General features: G+C 72.7%; 12 protein-coding genes. 5 read left to right on the top strand and 7 right to left on the bottom strand.

All coding sequences use genetic code 11. The features are described from left to right. Window positions 1-20 precede the first annotated feature (20 nt). Window positions 21-686, bottom strand: a complete 666-nt coding sequence (locus tag ABZ208_RS04700) for a bifunctional DNA primase/polymerase (protein ID WP_356908118.1) — start codon at window positions 684-686, stop codon at window positions 21-23. Window positions 687-1068: 382 nt separating this feature from the next. Here ABZ208_RS04700 and ABZ208_RS04695 point away from each other — a divergent pair, with 382 nt between their 5' ends. Together ABZ208_RS04695 and ABZ208_RS04690 are read left to right on the top strand one after the other, a co-directional pair. After that, window positions 1069-2451, top strand: coding sequence for a transcriptional regulator (locus ABZ208_RS04695; RefSeq protein WP_356908117.1), 1383 nt, complete (start codon window positions 1069-1071; stop codon window positions 2449-2451). 143 nt (window positions 2452-2594) lie between these two features. Continuing rightward, on the top strand, window positions 2595-4100 hold the full coding sequence (locus ABZ208_RS04690) for a hypothetical protein (protein WP_356908116.1): 1506 nt from the start codon (window positions 2595-2597) through the stop codon (window positions 4098-4100). Between the two features lie 72 nt (window positions 4101-4172). Here the strand turns inward: ABZ208_RS04690 and ABZ208_RS04685 are convergent, their stop codons facing one another. Beyond that, window positions 4173-5489, bottom strand: coding sequence for an ABC transporter substrate-binding protein (locus ABZ208_RS04685; protein ID WP_356908115.1), 1317 nt, complete (start codon window positions 5487-5489; stop codon window positions 4173-4175). Between the two features lie 173 nt (window positions 5490-5662). Between ABZ208_RS04685 and ABZ208_RS04680 the strand changes: the two genes are divergently transcribed. Continuing rightward, on the top strand, window positions 5663-6109 hold the full coding sequence (locus ABZ208_RS04680) for a hypothetical protein (RefSeq protein ID WP_356908175.1): 447 nt from the start codon (window positions 5663-5665) through the stop codon (window positions 6107-6109). Between the two features lie 45 nt (window positions 6110-6154). Continuing rightward, window positions 6155-7006 (top strand): formyltetrahydrofolate deformylase, encoded by an 852-nt coding sequence (purU, locus tag ABZ208_RS04675; RefSeq protein WP_356908114.1) that lies wholly within the window; start codon window positions 6155-6157, stop codon window positions 7004-7006. Between the two features lie 48 nt (window positions 7007-7054). On the opposite strand, the gene ABZ208_RS04670 is transcribed toward purU, so the two are convergent. The 3 genes from ABZ208_RS04670 to ABZ208_RS04660 are packed head-to-tail and all read right to left on the bottom strand — an operon-like array spanning window position 7055 to window position 13616. Beyond that, entirely contained in the window at window positions 7055-8320 is a 1266-nt protein-coding gene (locus ABZ208_RS04670) for an extracellular solute-binding protein (RefSeq protein ID WP_356908113.1), read from the bottom strand. Beyond that, window positions 8317-9453 (bottom strand): hypothetical protein, encoded by a 1137-nt coding sequence (locus tag ABZ208_RS04665; protein WP_356908112.1) that lies wholly within the window; start codon window positions 9451-9453, stop codon window positions 8317-8319. The genes ABZ208_RS04670 and ABZ208_RS04665 overlap by 4 nt, the downstream gene beginning before the upstream one ends. Beyond that, a complete protein-coding gene (locus ABZ208_RS04660; protein ID WP_356908111.1) occupies window positions 9450-13616 on the bottom strand; it encodes a tetratricopeptide repeat protein in 4167 nt (1388 codons plus the stop codon). Before ABZ208_RS04660 ends, ABZ208_RS04665 begins: the two co-directional genes overlap by 4 nt. A 36-nt stretch (window positions 13617-13652) precedes the next feature. Here ABZ208_RS04660 and ABZ208_RS04655 point away from each other — a divergent pair, with 36 nt between their 5' ends. Continuing rightward, window positions 13653-13958, top strand: a complete 306-nt coding sequence (locus tag ABZ208_RS04655; protein WP_356908110.1) for a trypco2 family protein — start codon at window positions 13653-13655, stop codon at window positions 13956-13958. 113 nt (window positions 13959-14071) lie between these two features. Here ABZ208_RS04655 and ABZ208_RS04650 read toward each other — a convergent pair whose 3' ends face one another. Together ABZ208_RS04650 and ABZ208_RS04645 are read right to left on the bottom strand one after the other, a co-directional pair. Then, window positions 14072-15418: a maleylpyruvate isomerase N-terminal domain-containing protein gene (locus ABZ208_RS04650; RefSeq protein ID WP_356908174.1), complete on the bottom strand. Its 1347-nt coding sequence runs from the start codon at window positions 15416-15418 to the stop codon at window positions 14072-14074. An 86-nt stretch (window positions 15419-15504) separates the two neighbouring features. Further along, window positions 15505-16086, bottom strand: coding sequence for a sigma-70 family RNA polymerase sigma factor (locus tag ABZ208_RS04645; RefSeq protein ID WP_328399280.1), 582 nt, complete (start codon window positions 16084-16086; stop codon window positions 15505-15507). Window positions 16087-16301: the final 215 nt, after the last annotated feature.

Genomic DNA, 16301 nt, shown 5'->3' with positions numbered 1-16301 from the left:
GGGTCCACCCTACGGACGCGTCAAGCGTGGCGCGCCCGGTCGGCGGCCGCCTCCCTGCCGCATGCGTAGGCCAGCGGGCTGATCAGCTCCTCGGCGTCCGGCAGCCAGCGGTTGGCGCGGGTGGGGTGACGCGCCCACTGCACCGCGCCGTGGCCGCCGATCCGGGTCGGCGGGGCCGCGACGTAGTGGCCCTCTCCGCGGCCGGTGAGATCGAGAGCGCTGGGGGCCCAGCCGAGGCTCCGGATCAGGTCGGGAACCTTGAACGCCGCGCCGGGCAGGACGAGGAAGAGCATCCGGCGGTCGGGGGTGCACGTCACCGGGCCGAGCGGAAGACGCATGCGCTCGAGGCGGGCCAGGGCGAGGAAGCCTGCCGATTCGGGGACGTCGAGCGCGTCGAAGGTGCGCCCGGTCGGCAACAGGATCGAGGACTTGGGCTGCTTGGACCACATCCGGCGGACGGCGGTGGCGCTGCCGGTTGCCTGGTTGGCCCAGTCAGGCCTGGTGGGGTGGGCTCCGGGCGCGGGGCAGTCCGCGGCGCCGCACGAGCAGTGCTCGGCGCCGTGCGAGGCCTCCAGCCAGGTGCCGGGGAACACGTCCCAGTGCCGCTCTTCGGCATATCGCACGGCGACGTCCACCAGGTGCTCCCCTCGCTGCTTGGGGATCTGCGCGGCCTCCGTGACTCCCATGGTCTCTTCCACGACACACTCAACTACGGCCACCACCCCGGGTTACGGGCCTGCCACGGCGCGGCGGTGGAGCATCGATCCTGCACGCGGGGCGCACTGATGCACGGGCGGGGGCGCGCAGGGGGCCGCACCCTGACCGGTGGGTAGTCCCTGGCAGGGGGATGCGCAGGGGGCTGTGCACGACCTGTGTGGACGGGCCGACATCCCGTACGGCATCCGGCAAAAGCGACCAGTGCAATGAATCAGACCAACCATGCATTCTCCGTATTTCCGCCGGGCAGTGATCAAGGCGTTGATCGTGCGTCGATGACGTCGTTCATCACGTCGTCCATCACGTCGTCCGTCGCGGACCGGCGGTCACCGTGGCATCAGGGGGTAGTTCATGGCAGCCAGGCCTCTCGTCGCCCGTCAGCCGAACGAGCGGTTGCAGTCACTCATCCAGGAAGCGGGGTGTTCCAACGCCGGGCTCGCACGCCGCGTCAACATGGTCGGCGCGGAGCGGGGCATGGATCTGCGCTACGACAAGACGTCGGTGGCCCGCTGGCTGCGCGGGCAGCAGCCACGCGGCCGCGCACCCGGGATCATCGCCGAGGCGCTCGGCCGCAAGCTCGGTCGTACGGTCACGATCGACGAGATCGGCATGGCCAACGGCAAGAACCTCGCCACCGGCGTCGGTCTGCAGTTCGCGCCGACCGTGCTCGGCGCGATCGAGCAGGTCTGCGAGCTGTGGCGCAGTGATGTGGGACGCCGCGAATTCCTGTCCGGGTCGGCGGTCGCCGCCTCCGCGCTCGTCGAGCCCAGCCGCGACTGGCTGATCACGGGCGCGGACAGCCAGGTCGCGCGTACCGCGGGGGCGCGGGTCGGACCCGCGGACGTCGAGGCGGTCCGGGCCATGACCTCGGCGCTGAACGCGCTGGACCACCGTTTCGGCAGCGGCCATGTCCGGCCCGTCGTCGTGCACTACCTGAACAGCGTGGTCTCCGGGTTGCTCTCGGGGTCCTACCGCGAGGCCGTGGGACGTGAGCTGTTCGCGGCGGTCGCGCGCCTCACCGAACTCGCCGGGTACATGGCGGTGGACACCGGCCAGCCGGGCCTCGCCCAGCGCTACTACATCCAGGCGCTGCGACTCGCCCAGGCGGCCGGCGACCGTGCGTACGGCGGGTATGTGCTGGCTGCCTCCATGAGTCATCTCGCCGCCGAGCTGGGCAACCCGCGGGAGATCGCCCAGCTGGCACGAGCCGCGCAGGAAGGCACCCGAGGGCAGGTCACCCCGCGGGTCGAGGCGATGTTCCAGGCCGCAGAGGCGCGCGGGCACGCGCTGCTCGGGGACACCCGCACGTGTGAGGAGGTGATGGGCAGGGCGGTGGCCTCGCTGGAGCGGGCCGAGCCGTCGGCGGGCGACGACCCCGACTGGATCGCGCACTTCGATCACGCGTATCTCGCCGACGAGCTGGCGCACTGCTACCGCGACCTGGGCCGGGCGGAGGCCGCCGCCAGCCATGCCGCGCAGGCGCTGGAGGGGCATCCGGAGTCACGGGCCCGGCGGCGCGCCATCGGACTGGTGCTGTTGGCTTCGGCACAGGTGCAGCAGCGCGAGGTGGAACAGGCCTGTTGCACGGGCACGCGGGCGGTGGAGCTGCTGGGCACGCTGCGCTCCAGCAGAGGGGCCGAGTATCTGGAGGACCTGCAGCTCAGGCTGGAGCCGTACGCGAACGAGCCGGCGGTCCGCGAGTTCGGGACACGGGTGCACACCATGGCCGCCTGACGCCCGCGTCCCGCTGGTGTGGGGCATCTAACAGCGCTGTACGTCCGCATCTTGTTACTGGTTTCACACGTGTGTGCGCGGTCCTCGGGGCACCCGGTAGCGTGAACCGACGATTCCGTAGGTCCACATGTAGGAGTGTCCCGGTGACGCACAGCGGACAGGGCGGCGAGCAGCAGATACCTGCTGCACAGCCCACGCACGAAGGCATCGTGCTGCCCGCCGACGGCAGTGAGCCCTGGATACCCGGCACTCCTGGTGCCCACGGTGTTTCCGGTGCGCCAGGTGCCCCCGGTGCCGGCGCGGCGCATGCGGCTCCGGCAGGCGGGCAGCCGTGGGGCGACCCTTGGGGGCCGCAGCAGGCCCAGCAGGCCCAGCAGGCCCAGCCGGGTCCGCTGCCGCAGCAACCGCAGGCCCAGGCGGCTCCACCGCACCCGCCGGTACAGCAGCAGCCGACGCACGGCTACGGGTATCCGGCGCAGCCCGCCCAGGGAGCGCCCGCCGGATACGACGGTCGGCCGCTGCCGCAGGCCGTGCCGTCCTACGCGGCTCCCACCGGCGACGCGGACGCGACCCAGTACATCCCGCCGGTCGCCCCCGGCGCCCCGGCCGGAGCCGTGCATCCCGGCGCGCTGCCGCCGGAGGTTCCGGCCGAGTCGACGCAGTTCCTGGGCGCCCGTCCGCTCCAGGCCGCCGCGCCCGGTGGCGACGCGGACGCCACCCAGTACATCGCGCCGGTACCGGGCGGGGCGGTGCCCCCGGCACCCTCCGGGGCTCCGTTCGGGATCCGGCCCGGCGCTCCGGGCGACCGGCAGCCCCCGGCCGAGTTCGACAGCCTCTTCCGTGCGGACGGGCCCGCGGACCAGTTCCCGGACTCCACGCAGCAGATGCCGCGCTTCGACACAGGGCCGTCCGCCCCGTCCGGCCATCAGCAGCCCGGCCGTCAGCAGCAGCCCGGCTACCAGCAGCCGTCGTACCAGCAGGCCCCGTACGACGACCCCGAGCCCGAGCCCCGGCGGCGCTCCACCGCACCGGTCGTGGCCGCTCTTGTCATCGGGTGCGCCGTGCTCGGGCTCGGTCTCAGCGCCGTGATGTTCGGTGGCGACGACGAGAAGGAGCCGGATGCCGGCCCTGTCGCCGCGAGCTCCGAGGGGCCGAGCGCGAAGTCCAGCCCGTCGTCCGACGCCCCGGTGGACCCGGCCGAGACGCAGGCCAAGGAGCTCGACAAGCTCCTCGCGGACAGCAACAGCAGCCGCGCCGCCGTCATCCGCTCGGTGGAGAACATCAAGGTCTGCCAGAACCTGGACCAGGCCGCCGCGGATCTGCGGGACGCGGCGGCGCAGCGCCGTTCGCTGGTCACCAGGCTCGGCGGCGTGAGGGTGGACAAGCTGCCGAACAACGCGGCGCTGACGGCGGCGCTGACCAAGGCCTGGCAGGCGTCGGCATCGGCCGACGACCACTACGCGTCCTGGGCGGTCCAGGTCAAGGGCAAGAAGGGCTGCAAGAACGGCAAGGCCCGCAACACCGGACAGACGGCCCAGGCCACCCGGGCGAGCGGTGAGGCGACCAGGGCGAAGAACGAGGCGTCCGGGCTGTGGAACTCCATCGCCCGCACCTACGACCTGACGGAGCGTCGCAGCGACCAGCTCTGAACCGGGAAAGGGGCGCGTCCGTCAGGACGCGCCCCTTTCGCGTTCTCGCGTTCGGCGGCCCGGTGAAAGGCCTTAGACGGACGATGTCCGGTTCAGTGTCCGGCCCACGTCCACGAAGGCGTTCTGCTGGTCCACCAGCCGTCCCTTGCGCACCACTTGGAAGGTGACACTGCGGTTGACGATCCGCGGATAGCTGGACGCGCCGAGCATGTCCTCGTACCCCCAGCGCAGTGGGGGCGTGAGGCCGCCGGTCGTCACCTCCACACCCTGGTCGAGCGCGTGCGAGATGCGGCCGGGGGTGATCCGGTCGCTGTCGAGCGAGCGGATCACGGCGTTGAGCACGGTGTACGCGATCCACGTGGTCTGTACGCCCGCGTCCGCCGGGTCGATGCTGTCGTCGTCGAACGCGTGGTCGCGGATCACCCTGCGCATGTCGGCCCAGCGCTGGTCGGCGGCGTCCGGGTACCAACTGGTGATGAACGCGCCCTCGAAGGGGCCTTCGCGTCCGCCGGTGCGGTCGATGAGGGGCTGGTCGACGCTGCCCGTGACCGAGGAGATCCGTATGTTCCGGCCGTCTTCGGGCAGGCGGCGGAAGGAGTCGAAGAAGGTCTCCGTCCGTTCGCCGAGCGCGGCCGTGACACAGCCGGGCCGCTCGCCCTCGGCGACCTTGGTCCAGGTCTGGTCGGCCGCCCTCTTGCGTGCCTGCATGGCCCGCTCGGTGTAGTCGGTGGCGTCCTCGGCAGCCGGGACGTCGGCGGAGCTCTTCCGGCTGCCTTCGGTGAGGCCCGCGTTGAGGAGTCCCGGCAGTTCGTCACCGGCCACGGTGTCGGGCCGTACGAGGGAGACACGGTCGCAGGCGCGGGCGAGCTGCTTGCCGTTGCCGGCGAGAAGCGCGGCCTGGCCGCCGTTGACGGGGTAGGACAGATAGCTGGTGAACTCCTCGTCGGATATGCCGTATCCGCCGATGAAGGGGATGCCCGCGGCCTCGAGCGGGGCCATGAACGCGCCGCCGTGCTGGCTGTACGAGCCGACGACCGCGACCACGTTCTCCTTGACGGCGCGTCGGGCACAAGCGGCCGCGCCGGTGGGGGTGTTCCGCTCGTTGCAGGTGATCACGCGCAGCTCGTGGCCGTTTATGCCGCCGACCGACTCGGCCCACCGGGCATACGCCTTGGCCATCGCCGGCATGCCGGGCATGTTCGTCGCCTGGGTCTCTTCGGGCGCGAAGGTCATCACTGTGACGGGCTCCCTGGAGCCCCCCGGACCGCCGGGGAGTACGCCGCAGCCGGCGATCAATGTCGCTCCGGCCGCCACCGCCGTCACACACACGGAGCGGACTTGCGTGGTCCTGGAGGGGCGGGGGGAGGAGGAACGACGCCAACCGGTCATGGCTCTGCACACTTCCGCCTCCCAGGGAACGGGGGAGTGAGCGATGGTCAACGATAAGTGACGAGAAAGTGAATTGCCGGGGTGGGAATGTGTGGGCGGTGAGAGAACGTACGATCGACGGCGTGCAGCAAGGTTCGGTCCCCCCTTCCCGTCGCGGCCGCCGCTCCTCCACCATGGGCGGCATGCCGCTCAATGACATGCCCTGGTGGCGCTGGCGCGCCAATGTGCGCTCGGCGCTGCACATGCTTTCCGACCCCGTCTTCCACCACGAGTGCTGGCTGGCCGGACTGGAGGGGTACGGCGACGTCACGGACGCCGTCTACCGCCTGGTCGAGGACACCTGGCTGGACAACTGGTCCGCCGAGAAGTACGTGGGGACGATCTTCCGGGACTCCGGCGAGGCCGCCCTGGTCGACGTCGCCGTTCTGCGCGTGCTCCGGATCATGCACCAGGTGGGGGCGGACGCTCCCGTCTCGGCGTACATGGAGCACCACGGCTGGCCGGAGGCCGTACGGGCCGCGCGGGACGCGCATGTGCGCCTCGCGGCCAACGACGGCGAGGACCCGGACGTGCCGCCCCGTTCGCTGGACGTGCTGCGGATAATGACCCGGTCCGCCTGACGGACTCCTTCTGGGCCGGCGCGCCGTATGTGGCAGGCTACGAGGATGACCGACCAGTACGTCCTCACGCTTTCCTGCCCGGACAAGCAGGGCATTGTGCACGCCGTGTCGAGCTATCTCTTCATCACCGGCTGCAACATCGAGGACAGCCGGCAGTTCGGGGACCGGGACACCGGCCTGTTCTTCATGCGGGTCCACTTCTCGGCCGATTCTCCGGTGACCGTGGAGAAGCTGCGGGCCAGCTTCGCCGCGGTCGGCGACGCCTTCCAGATGGACTGGCAGATCCACCTCGCCGATGAGCGGATGCGGATCGTCCTCATGGTCAGCAAGTTCGGGCACTGCCTCAACGACCTGCTGTTCCGGTCCAGGACCGGTGCGCTGCCCGTCGAGATCGCGGCGGTCGTCTCCAACCACGAGGACTTCGCCGGGCTGGTCGGCTCGTACGGCATCCCGTTCCATCACATGCCGGTCACGAAGGACAACAAGTCCGCCGCCGAGGCGCAGCTGCTGGAGCTGGTGCGGGCCGAAAGCGTCGAGCTGGTGGTGCTCGCCCGCTACATGCAGGTGCTCTCCGACGATCTGTGCAAGCAGCTGAGCGGCCGGATCATCAACATCCACCACTCGTTCCTGCCGAGTTTCAAGGGCGCCAAGCCGTACCACCAGGCGCATGCCCGGGGTGTGAAGCTGATCGGTGCGACCGCGCACTATGTGACCGCGGACCTCGACGAGGGCCCGATCATCGAGCAGGAGGTCGAGCGGGTCGGCCACGAGGTCACCCCGGAGCAGCTGGTGGCGATCGGCCGTGACGTGGAGTGCCAGGCGCTGGCGCGTGCGGTGAAGTGGCACGCGGAGCACCGCATCCTGCTCAACGGACGCCGCACGGTCGTCTTCGCCTGACGGGCCCGGACGGCGGACCGGCGGCCGGAACGGGCGCGGCGTAATCCGTCACACCGGGCTGTCGCACAGATCGTCGAGGACGAAAGCCTCCTCCTTCCTCTGCAGCACGCGTTCCGCCTCCAGCCGGTCGAGCAGCCGGTCCAGCAGTGCCTTGTCGTCCAGGTCGCCGACGAACTCCAGCACGGCCCGGTGGAAGGCGTCCCGCAGGGTCGGCGGCATCGCGTCCGAGGCGTCCATGCAGATCTGGCCCGCCGAGTCGAACAGATCCTGCAGATCGCGTGTGCTGCGCGACAGAGGGACGGAGCCGGCCGTGCCGCCCGGGAAGAACGGACGCTCGCCCGGCAGGGCGGTGTTCGCCCAGTCGGTGCGGGCCTGCTTCGAGCTGAGCCGCCCCAGCAGGTCCCAGGCGGCGGCACTCGGCTTGAACACCGCCGCCATGTCGCCGGAGACCTCGAACGCCCCGCTGCTCGCGGAACGGCCGCGCGGCGCGGCGAGATGGCGAGCGGTCGGCAGCGGGCGCACATCGTCGCCGTAGTGACGGCGGATGAACGAACCCTGGTGCTCATGGGTGCAGTCGCCGCGGTTCAGCAGCCCGTAACGGCCGTCGTCGAGCAGCTCGAACGAGTCCGACACGCCCCGAGGCCCGGGGTCCTGGCCGTCCGCGGTCAGCATCCGGCCCCACTCCCGCCACACCGGGCCGGTGTCCTGCCACTTCATGCCGCCCGTCGCCCAGCGCTCGTACTCGCCCGGACCCATCCGCTGCAGCAGCAGATCCTCCACCCAGTCGGTTCCCGGCCAGCCCGACGTCGCGCCCGACGCCATGCCCAGACACCAGCGCGGCACCTTGCCGGCCGTGTCCTCGCGGCTCCACACCACCGACTTCAGATCGACCCGCACCGGCACCCAGTACGCCCGTGTCCGCAGCTCGCCGTCCGCGTCCTCGACGGTGACCGCCGGCGACCACGGGGGGACGGCGGCCCCGGCCACCTGCTCGGGCAGCGGCTGCAGATGTCCGGCCCTGGCGTACTCGACGAGTTCGCCGGGACTGTTGAGTATCGCCACGTCCGGTGGCGCCCCTGCCTGCAGCTGCGCGACCAGCGTCTCGCGCAGCGAACGCGTGCCTGTGTAGACGTATCTGCGGCCGGTCTTCTTCCCGATGCCCCGCAGCGCCTCCACGAACGGCTTCTCCTCACCGTCCGTCCACGGCCCCAGCACCACCAGGGTCCGCTCCTCCCCGGAGTCCGCGCAGCCGCCGCCGGCCACGGCCGACACGGCGAGCAGGCACCCCGCCAGCACAACCCTCAAGCTCCTCATACGTCTGCGTCCGCGTCCTTCCGGCGGGGGAGGCGGGCCGCCGGGTACGGCCTGCCGTAGAGATAGAGCGTCACGCCGCAGGCCAGGGCCCCGAGGATGCCCGCGGGCACGGCCACGCCCGCGGTCAGCGACCAGCCGTCGGGATGGGCCGCACGCATCGCGTCCGCCGCGTCCGCCGCGGCGCCCTCGATCTCGCGCGGGGCTTTCACGCCCACGGGGATCCCGGTGAGACCCACGACCTCGGCCCGCACGTGCTGTTGTGCGGCATGCTCCTCGGCGCCGCCGGCCGCCAGCAGTACGGGGGTCAGCAGCACCGGTACGCAGGCGGCGGAGAGCTGCAGGCTGACCAGCCGCAGCCGGTCCCGAAGGAACACCGACGTGCCGACGGCCACGAACGCGAACAGGCCCGTCACCAGCGCGGCGGCCGCCGCGGCGGCCAGCGTCAGCGGGCTCCAGGCCGCGAGCTCGCCGCTCTCCCGGCGCAGCTGCCACTCCAGCTCCGCGATCCGGTCGAGCACGGTGGTGGGCTGCGGATGCCGGCCGGCCGCGGGCTTGCCCAGCATGTCGTCGGCGTACTCGATCCCCGCTGTGCGCAGCACATCGCTCGTGCGGTTGCGCTCCGCCCAGGCGATCTTGTCGTCGTAGGCGACAACCAGCCCCGACACCACCCGCAGCTCCTGCTCCTGTCCCTTGCTCAGGGCGCCGGACGCGGCCACCCCGTGGAGACTCTGGGAGGCCTCGGTCAGCCGCGAACGATACGTCTCCCCGAGTTCGACCAGCTCGACCTGCGGGCCCTTCAGCAGCCGCAACTCGGCCTGCTGCTGCGCGAGCTGGAGCGATGTGCGGGCCTGCGCGAGGCCGACGAGCGCGGGGACGCACCGGTCCCGCAGCCGCTCCGAGCGCCCGTGCACATCGCTGTAGGCAGCGGCACAGAGCGCGAGCGCGACGACGGCGAGCGCGGGCAGCACCACCATGCGCCGCCGCAGGAACGCGGCGGTGGCCCGTCCCCCGCCGCCCTGCCCGGTGGCACGCCGCCACAGCGCGGGCAGCACCGAGTGCGCCCTCCGTGCGAGCCGCCGTGTCCGCCTGGCCGGCCCGCGCACGATCCGGGCGGGGCTTCTGCCACGGGTCATGCCCGGCCACCCCGTCCCCCGAGCCAGACAGGGCGGGGGCGGCGGTCGGGGCGGCGGTGGTGGCGCAGTCCCAGGGGGCGGGTGCGGTAGGCGTTGTCGAGCAGGGACTCCACGAGGGCCGCGCCTTGCGGCCGGTCCGTGCGCGCGACCTGTTTGGCCAGTTGGCGGTAGCTCGCCGAGAGCTGCTCCCGCAGTGTGCGTTCGGTCGCCGGGACGGGGATCGCCGGTGGCAGGGCGGCGCGCAACTCGGCCAGCGGGTCGCCCGTGCCCTGCTCCCGCGCCGCCACGACCAGGTTCAGCAGCAGCTCCCGCAGCTCCGCCGTGAGGCGCTCGTACGCATGCCGGTCCGTGAGGCCCTCGTAGCCGGCCAGCCGGTGCAGAGCCGTGAACGCGCGGGCGGCCGATCCCACCGTCGGCACGTCCCCGTCCGGCGGCGGCCCGGCGTGGATGCGGACCATCGCCGTACGCGCCGCCGTCCGGTGCCGGGAGTCCGGCGGGACCCCGTCGAGGGATGCCAGCGCCAGGTCCGGGCGGCGGCGGGCCAGTTGGATCCGGGCGAGCCCGAACGCGGCCGCCCCCAGCGCATGGTTGCGCCGCCACACCGCGTCGTAGAAGCGCATGGCCTGTTGCTCGTGCGCCTTCCGCTGCGCGGCGGCGTCCGGTACGGCGGCCGGATTGCCGCCGCGCCACTGATCGGCAAGCTTCTCGTGGCAGTAGCCGAGCGCGAGCTTGGGCGCGTACTCGCCGGGGATCGCGGCGTACACGTCGTCGAATCGGCCGAGCGCCTGCGGCAGGCGGCCGTGCGCGAGTTCGGTGAGCCCCTCGTGCCAGTCCAGCCGCCAGTCGTACGAGGCCCGCTCGCCGAGCAGCCGGCGTGCCTTGTCCAGTTCCATCGCCGCCGTCACGAGCTCCTCGTCCCGGCTGCGCCGCCGCCCGCCGGCCAGCTCCAGATGCAGCCGGCAGCGCAGCAGATGCAGCTCCGGCGACGGCAGCCAGTCGTCGCTGAGCTGCAGCAGACCGGCCGGGTCCTCGTACGACGTACGTTGCAGCTCCTTCCAGTTGAGGTCCTCCTCGTCCGGTTTCGGCACCGGCAGCGCGACCGCCGCCTCGGCCGGGCCCGGCACCTGCGCGCCCAGCCCGTCGCCGGAGCCGTCCGCCCGCCAGCGCTCGAGCGGCGGGGCCTTGCCCAGCCGGCCGTCCAGGGCGATGGCCGCAGGGTCGAACAGCGGGGACGGCTGGAACGTCTCCTCACCCAGGCGCAGCGACCGCAGCTCGCGCAGCACCCCGCGCAGCTGGACGGCCATCTCCTGCGCGGACGCGTAGCGCAGCCGCGGGTCGGTCTCCATCGCCCGCCGCAGGGCCCGCTGAAGCGACTCGGTCCCGAGGTCGGCGGGCGGCGCCGGATCCTTGTCCAGCAGCTCGGTGAGGAGCGCGCCGACGGTGTACAGGTCGCCCGCGGTTGTCATCTCACCGGCCGGCCCGGCCTCCGGCGGCCGGTGGCTGACCGGGCCGGGTGCTCCCGGCCTGCGTACGCCCGCGACATCGATGAGCTTGATGCCGTTGCCGCAGTGCAGGACGTTGGTGAGGGACAGATCGCCGTAGACGAACTGCTCCTGGTCGTGCAGATAACTGAGCGCGTCCAGGACCAGCAGCCCGTACGACACGATGAACTCCCGCACCCGGGGCCCCGCGAACGGCGGGTGCTGCTCGGCCACCCGGGCCGCGACCCAGGACAGCGGTGCCCCGTTGGCGAACTCCATCACGATGAACTCGGCCGAAGTCGACGGGTGACGGGCATAGTTGACCACGCGGATGACGGACGGATGGTTGAGGCTGACCAGCCTGAGGCGCTCCTGATGGGCCTGGCGCACGGCGGCCGGGTCGTCGGGGTCGAGGATGCCCTTGAGGGCCACGGGCCGCATCTCCAGCAGCAGATCGCGGGCCAGATAGACCTGGCCGTGGCTGCCCTGACCGATCGGACCGACCACCTCGTACTGCTGGTGCAGCCGGTCGCCGCCGGTCAGATGAGGGCCGGCCGGTGCGGTGACGAGCGCGTCCGGGTCCCGGACGGCGACGACGGGCAGATCGGTGAGCCTGTCGCCGGGCGGTTCGACCACGAACTCGCGCGGGCCCATCGGCCCGGCCAGCTCCTGCTCGGCGCTTTCCACGTCGAGGAGGGCCGTCTCGATGTCGACGGCGAGTTTGAACTGTGCCTGCGGCAGGGTGGGGTCGCCCGCGCGTGTGCCACCGGGGCCGATCTGCCGGAGCCTCTCGCGCAGCGCCTGGGCCCGTGCCTCGGGTCGGCGCGGGTGGCCGGCGGCCGGGGTCCCGGGGCCCGGAAGCTGCCGTAAGCGCAGCTCGGCGTCGGAGAGCCGCTTCACCCGCGCCGCGAGCCGCTCGGCCCGGTGCTCGGCCCAGTCGGGCCGCAGCAGTTCGGCGCGGATGCGGCCGACGAGCGGGGAGTTCGGATCGCTGAAGACGAGCAGGAGTCTGCTGTCCCCGCGGGCGAGGAGGGCGCGCAGCAGCTCCACGATCTCGGTGTCGGTGGAGGCGGCCCGGTCGATGGACAGGAAAGCGGCGATGAGCGGCGGGCTTTCGTGCGCGATCCGGTCGAGCAGGGCGGTGTGGGCGGCGTCGGGGGACGAGCAGCTTGTCCCGTCGGGGAGGCGGGACGGGGTGGGGCTGTCGGGCCGGGCGGTGGCGCCGGCCTGGGCGGCGTGGCCGTCGGAGTGGACGGGTTCTTCGGAGTGGACGGGTTCGCCGGGCCGGGTGGTGCCGGCCCGGGCGTCGCGGTACGCAGCGGACGCGGGGCCCTGACTCGGGGCAGCGCTCTGATGCTGAGCGGTGCTGTCGGCCGGGGCGGAGGGGCTGATCCGGGCGGAGGCGTCTGAGGCGTCTGTCCGGGCGGGGCGGTTGCCCCGGGAGGTGCCGACGGTGCGGACGGTCCCGCTGGGTCGGGCGGAGCCGCTGGTCGAAGCGCTGCCGTTGGCACGTGAGGCAGGACCGTCCGGGGACCCGGCCGGGTCCCGGGCGCCTCCGGCGAGGCGCGGCACGCGCAGTCCGCGACCCTCGGACGCATCCGGTCCGCGCTCCGGACGGTCGTCCTCGGCATGGGCGGCGGAATCGTCCAGGCCCATCCGGTCGGCCAGTTGACGGGCCAGGTCCGCCGCCGTCCGGTTGGTCGCGTCGACCGCGATGTCGATGCTGCCGATCTGCGGCTCGCCCGCCGATGTGCCCGACGGCGGCGCCGGATCGGGCGGGCTCTGTTCCCGGTCGGCGAGGGTGAGGACGGATCTGATCGTGTGCAGCAGCTCGTGCTCGCCCTCCCCGGCGAAGGCCAGCTCCACCGGATCGGTCCCCGGCTCGCCGTCCAGCCAGCGGGTCAGCCTGCGATGCAGCCCGGGGACCCGCCCGGACGCCGTCCGGGCGGTCGCGACGACCACGTCCCGGGAGATCGCGCGGGACCCGGTCACCGTCAGCCCCAGCCGTTCCAGCGGCAGGTGCCTGAGCACCGTCTCCGTCGAGATCATGTACGCGTGGTCCTGCCGCACCGGCGCGTTCGGGGTGCCGAACTGGTGCGCCACGATGCCGATCACCCGGCCCGATCTGTTGTCCACCACGCCGCAGCCGCTGTACCCGTGCCGTACCACGTACGGCGGGCCCTGCGTGTCCAGCTGTACCCACTCCGACCGCGGACCGGGGCCGCCCTGGCTCATCAGGCGGGCGTTGACGTCCTCGCCGCCCGGCAGGTCGCCGGGGTAGCCGATGACATGCACCATCGCCCCCCGTGCCGGAATCTGCCGGTGCAGCACCGCATACGGCACATCCGGCTCGTGATCCAGCTTGAGCAGCGCCAGGTCACCGCTGAAGTGCCCGGTGGGCGGGACCAGATACTCCCGCAGCACCCGTGCCGGGACCGGCTGCCATCCGTCGTCGGACAGGGCGACGCGCGGCAGGTCCACGTAGACGGTGTCGAGAGGGATGCGCGCGCCCGACTGGTCGGGGCGGGACAGCACCGTGTGCGCGCAGGTCAGTACGAGACCCCCGGGCAGCAGTACGCCCCCGCCCAGCGGTTTGCCCGCGCGGTCGGGGGTGCGGAGCAGGCAGACCCGCCAACTCTCCTCCTGTGACAAGGAGTTGGATGTGCGACGCAGCACGCTCATACTGCTCAACGATAACTACGGGAGACGGGGTGCGCGATGGCTGAGCGTGACGAAACCGCGGTGGCGGGGCTGGCCGAGGTGATCGGACAGGTCCGGGACGAGCTGGAGCAGGCGCAGCGCGTGGGGGCGGGGCGCGATCTCCGGTTCAGTGTGGAGAGCGTGCATCTGGAGTTCGCGGTGCAGGTGCGCAAGGAGGGCAGCGGCAGGGCCGAGCTGCGGATCGGGGTGCTGACGGCGGGCGGTGGTGGGTCGGCGGCGCGCGATGCGACGCACACCATCAAGATCGAACTGAAGCCGCACGGCGCCAACGGTGACCCGAACATCAGCGTCGGCGGGCCGTGAGCGGGAAACCGTGACCCGGCCCGGCGGGACCGGCCCCGGGCCGCGCCCGGCGCCGGACGGCCGTGCCCGGCGTCGGGCCGGACACCGCCTCGGACCGGTCGTCGAATACGACGTCAGATACGGCTCAGCGAGGCCGCCGCGAACAGCACGTCCCGGATCGCCTCCCGGTCCCCGTCCTGTCCCGCTGCGGCCTCCTCCGGCGATACATGGCCGGCGACGAGCCGGCAGAACTCCACGCCGTCCAGCGCCACTTGCGCGACCGACCGGTCCGGTGACCCGACGGCGGCCGGGGAGTCCAGTGCGATGTACCAGTTGCCGCCGCCCGAGCCCTCCACCTCCAGATGCAGCGAGCGTCCCGGCGAACCGGCCGTGACCAGCTGCTTGGGCGGTGCGGCGAGCCCGGCGCGTCTGCGTTCGGCGAGTGCCGCGGGCAGCAGCCGCGCCGCCAGGTCGATCATCCGGTTCAGATGCTTTCCGCTCGGCGGCTCGTACGGATAGTCCACCGCGTCCGCGATGTCCTCCGCATGGATCCAGCACTCGAAGGCGCGGTCGAGCAGCGAGTCCTGCAGCGGCAGCGCGAACCCTCCATAGGAGACGGACAGTTCGGCCACGCCGCGGTCCGCGAAGGAGACGGTGCGGACGAGGGCATGACTCTGCTCGCGCCATGGCTTGCGGACGGTACGCGTGGGCGGCCGGTCCGCAGTGCTCCAGTACGCCTCGGTGCGCTCGGCCGGCAGGCGCGGTGCGCCGCTCCCCAGCGGGTCGGCGAGCCCGAGTGCGCTCGCGACGAGACCGTCGACGCTCATCAGATGCCCGATGACCCCGGCGACGGTGGTCCGGCGGTTCACCTGGCGGTTGCCCTCGAACCACTTGAGCCGTACCGGCGCGTGCCAGTCGGAGTCTCCGATGTCCCGTAGCAGTGCATCGAGCCGGGCGGTCTCCGCGTCGTAGGGATCGGCCCAGGCCGGCACCGGGATACGGGCGGGCCGGCGGCCCAGGCAGTTCTCCAGGACCCGGAAGCGCAGCAGCGGGTCGAGATCGAGGTCGCGGTCGGTGTGCAGCAGCGCGACCGCGTCACGCAGCCGCAGTGCCTCGTCCGCGCAGGGCGCGCAGTCGCCGAGGTGCTCCTCGACGGCTGCGGTCTCCGCGGCGGAACAGGCGGACAGGGCCCAGGCACCCAGCAGCGACTTCAGCACGGTGTGTGACGGGGCGGCCTCCGGAGGCGTCCCGTCGCCGGAGGCCGTGGACCCGGACCCGGACCCGGACGAGGGTCCGCCACCGGCGGCGCTCTCGGCACCGGCGGCGCCGCTGCCGGCATCTGCGGCGCTCCCGGCGCCGGTCGCCGTCGTGGCGGGGTCGTTCCCGGCGCGCGGCCCGGGCCCGGGCCCGGGATCGGGAGGCGACGCAGGACGGTACGCGCCCGGCCCCAGGTCGTCCGCCGCCGGCCGTGGTCCCGGTATCCGCGGAACGCCCCGTACCTCGTCGTGACCGTTCCCGCGCCCGCCGTCGCCACGGCCGCCGCCCGGACCGCCGTCCAGCGGCCCGTTCACAGCGACCGTCCGTAGCCGGGTGGTGACGAGCCTTCCAGCGACCGGGTCTGCGCGGTGGACAGCAGCTGCAGGCCCAGGCGCAGCCGGCGTCTGGCCTCGTCCTCGGTGACCCCGAGATCCGCCGCGGTCTGGCGGTAGTCCCTGCGCTCGAAGTACGCCAGCTCCAGCGCGGCCCGCAGCGGTGCCGGCATGGAGGTGCGGATGTAGTCGGCGCGGGCCGCGACGGCTGCCCTGCGCACCTTCTGCTCCAGCTCCTCCGAGGTGCCCCCGCCGCCCTGTGCCAGCGCGGCGGCCTCGGTCTCGCGCAGCCGGTGCACGGCCTGGCTGTTGGTGAGTTTGGCCACCCAGGAGCGCATCGAGCCCAGCTTGGGGTCGTAGGCGTCCGGGTTCTCCCAGATGTAGCCGAAGACCTCGCGGGTGACCTGGTCGGCGGCGTCCTCGTCGTCGAGCACCCGGTGGGCCTGGCTGTGCACGAGCGCCGCGAACCTGTCGTACAGCTCTCCGAGCGCGGCGGCCTCGCCCCGCGCGAGCCGCTGCTGCATCCTGCGGTCCCAGCGCGGTGGTGTGTCCTTTGCCATGCGGCCCCCAAGCCCGACGCCCGTGCCTGCCCTGCTCCCGTCCTGCCTTCCATCGAATGTAGTGCGCCTAACGACGTAGGCACTCCCCTTTGCGGCAAGTACATCCCCCGGAGCCGCCCCAGGTGGTAGAGCCCCGCGGCCTGGGTGTCGGGTATCGCGTTTCAGCGGAGAACGGTGGGGCAGGCGGCGGTGGAAGTACGGCTTCCGGTCGCGCG

This window comes from Streptomyces sp. NPDC006208 (assembly GCF_040613775.1).
Taxonomy (GTDB): domain Bacteria; phylum Actinomycetota; class Actinomycetes; order Streptomycetales; family Streptomycetaceae; genus Streptomyces.
Note: the sequence above shows the minus strand (reverse complement) of the source record. Positions and strands in the feature narration are given on the sequence as shown.

Coding starts and splice junctions, on each gene's coding strand:
- ABZ208_RS04655 (WP_356908110.1), top strand. CDS start 13,653: ATGGCTGAGCGTGACGAAACCGCGGTGGCGGGGCTGGCCGAGGTGATC.
- ABZ208_RS04660 (WP_356908111.1), bottom strand. CDS start 13,616: ATGAGCGTGCTGCGTCGCACATCCAACTCCTTGTCACAGGAGGAGAGT.
- ABZ208_RS04700 (WP_356908118.1), bottom strand. CDS start 686: ATGGGAGTCACGGAGGCCGCGCAGATCCCCAAGCAGCGAGGGGAGCAC.
- purU (WP_356908114.1), top strand. CDS start 6,155: ATGACCGACCAGTACGTCCTCACGCTTTCCTGCCCGGACAAGCAGGGC.
- ABZ208_RS04695 (WP_356908117.1), top strand. CDS start 1,069: ATGGCAGCCAGGCCTCTCGTCGCCCGTCAGCCGAACGAGCGGTTGCAG.
- ABZ208_RS04685 (WP_356908115.1), bottom strand. CDS start 5,489: ATGACCGGTTGGCGTCGTTCCTCCTCCCCCCGCCCCTCCAGGACCACG.
- ABZ208_RS04680 (WP_356908175.1), top strand. CDS start 5,663: ATGGGCGGCATGCCGCTCAATGACATGCCCTGGTGGCGCTGGCGCGCC.
- ABZ208_RS04645 (WP_328399280.1), bottom strand. CDS start 16,086: ATGGCAAAGGACACACCACCGCGCTGGGACCGCAGGATGCAGCAGCGG.
- ABZ208_RS04670 (WP_356908113.1), bottom strand. CDS start 8,320: ATGAGGAGCTTGAGGGTTGTGCTGGCGGGGTGCCTGCTCGCCGTGTCG.
- ABZ208_RS04665 (WP_356908112.1), bottom strand. CDS start 9,453: ATGACCCGTGGCAGAAGCCCCGCCCGGATCGTGCGCGGGCCGGCCAGG.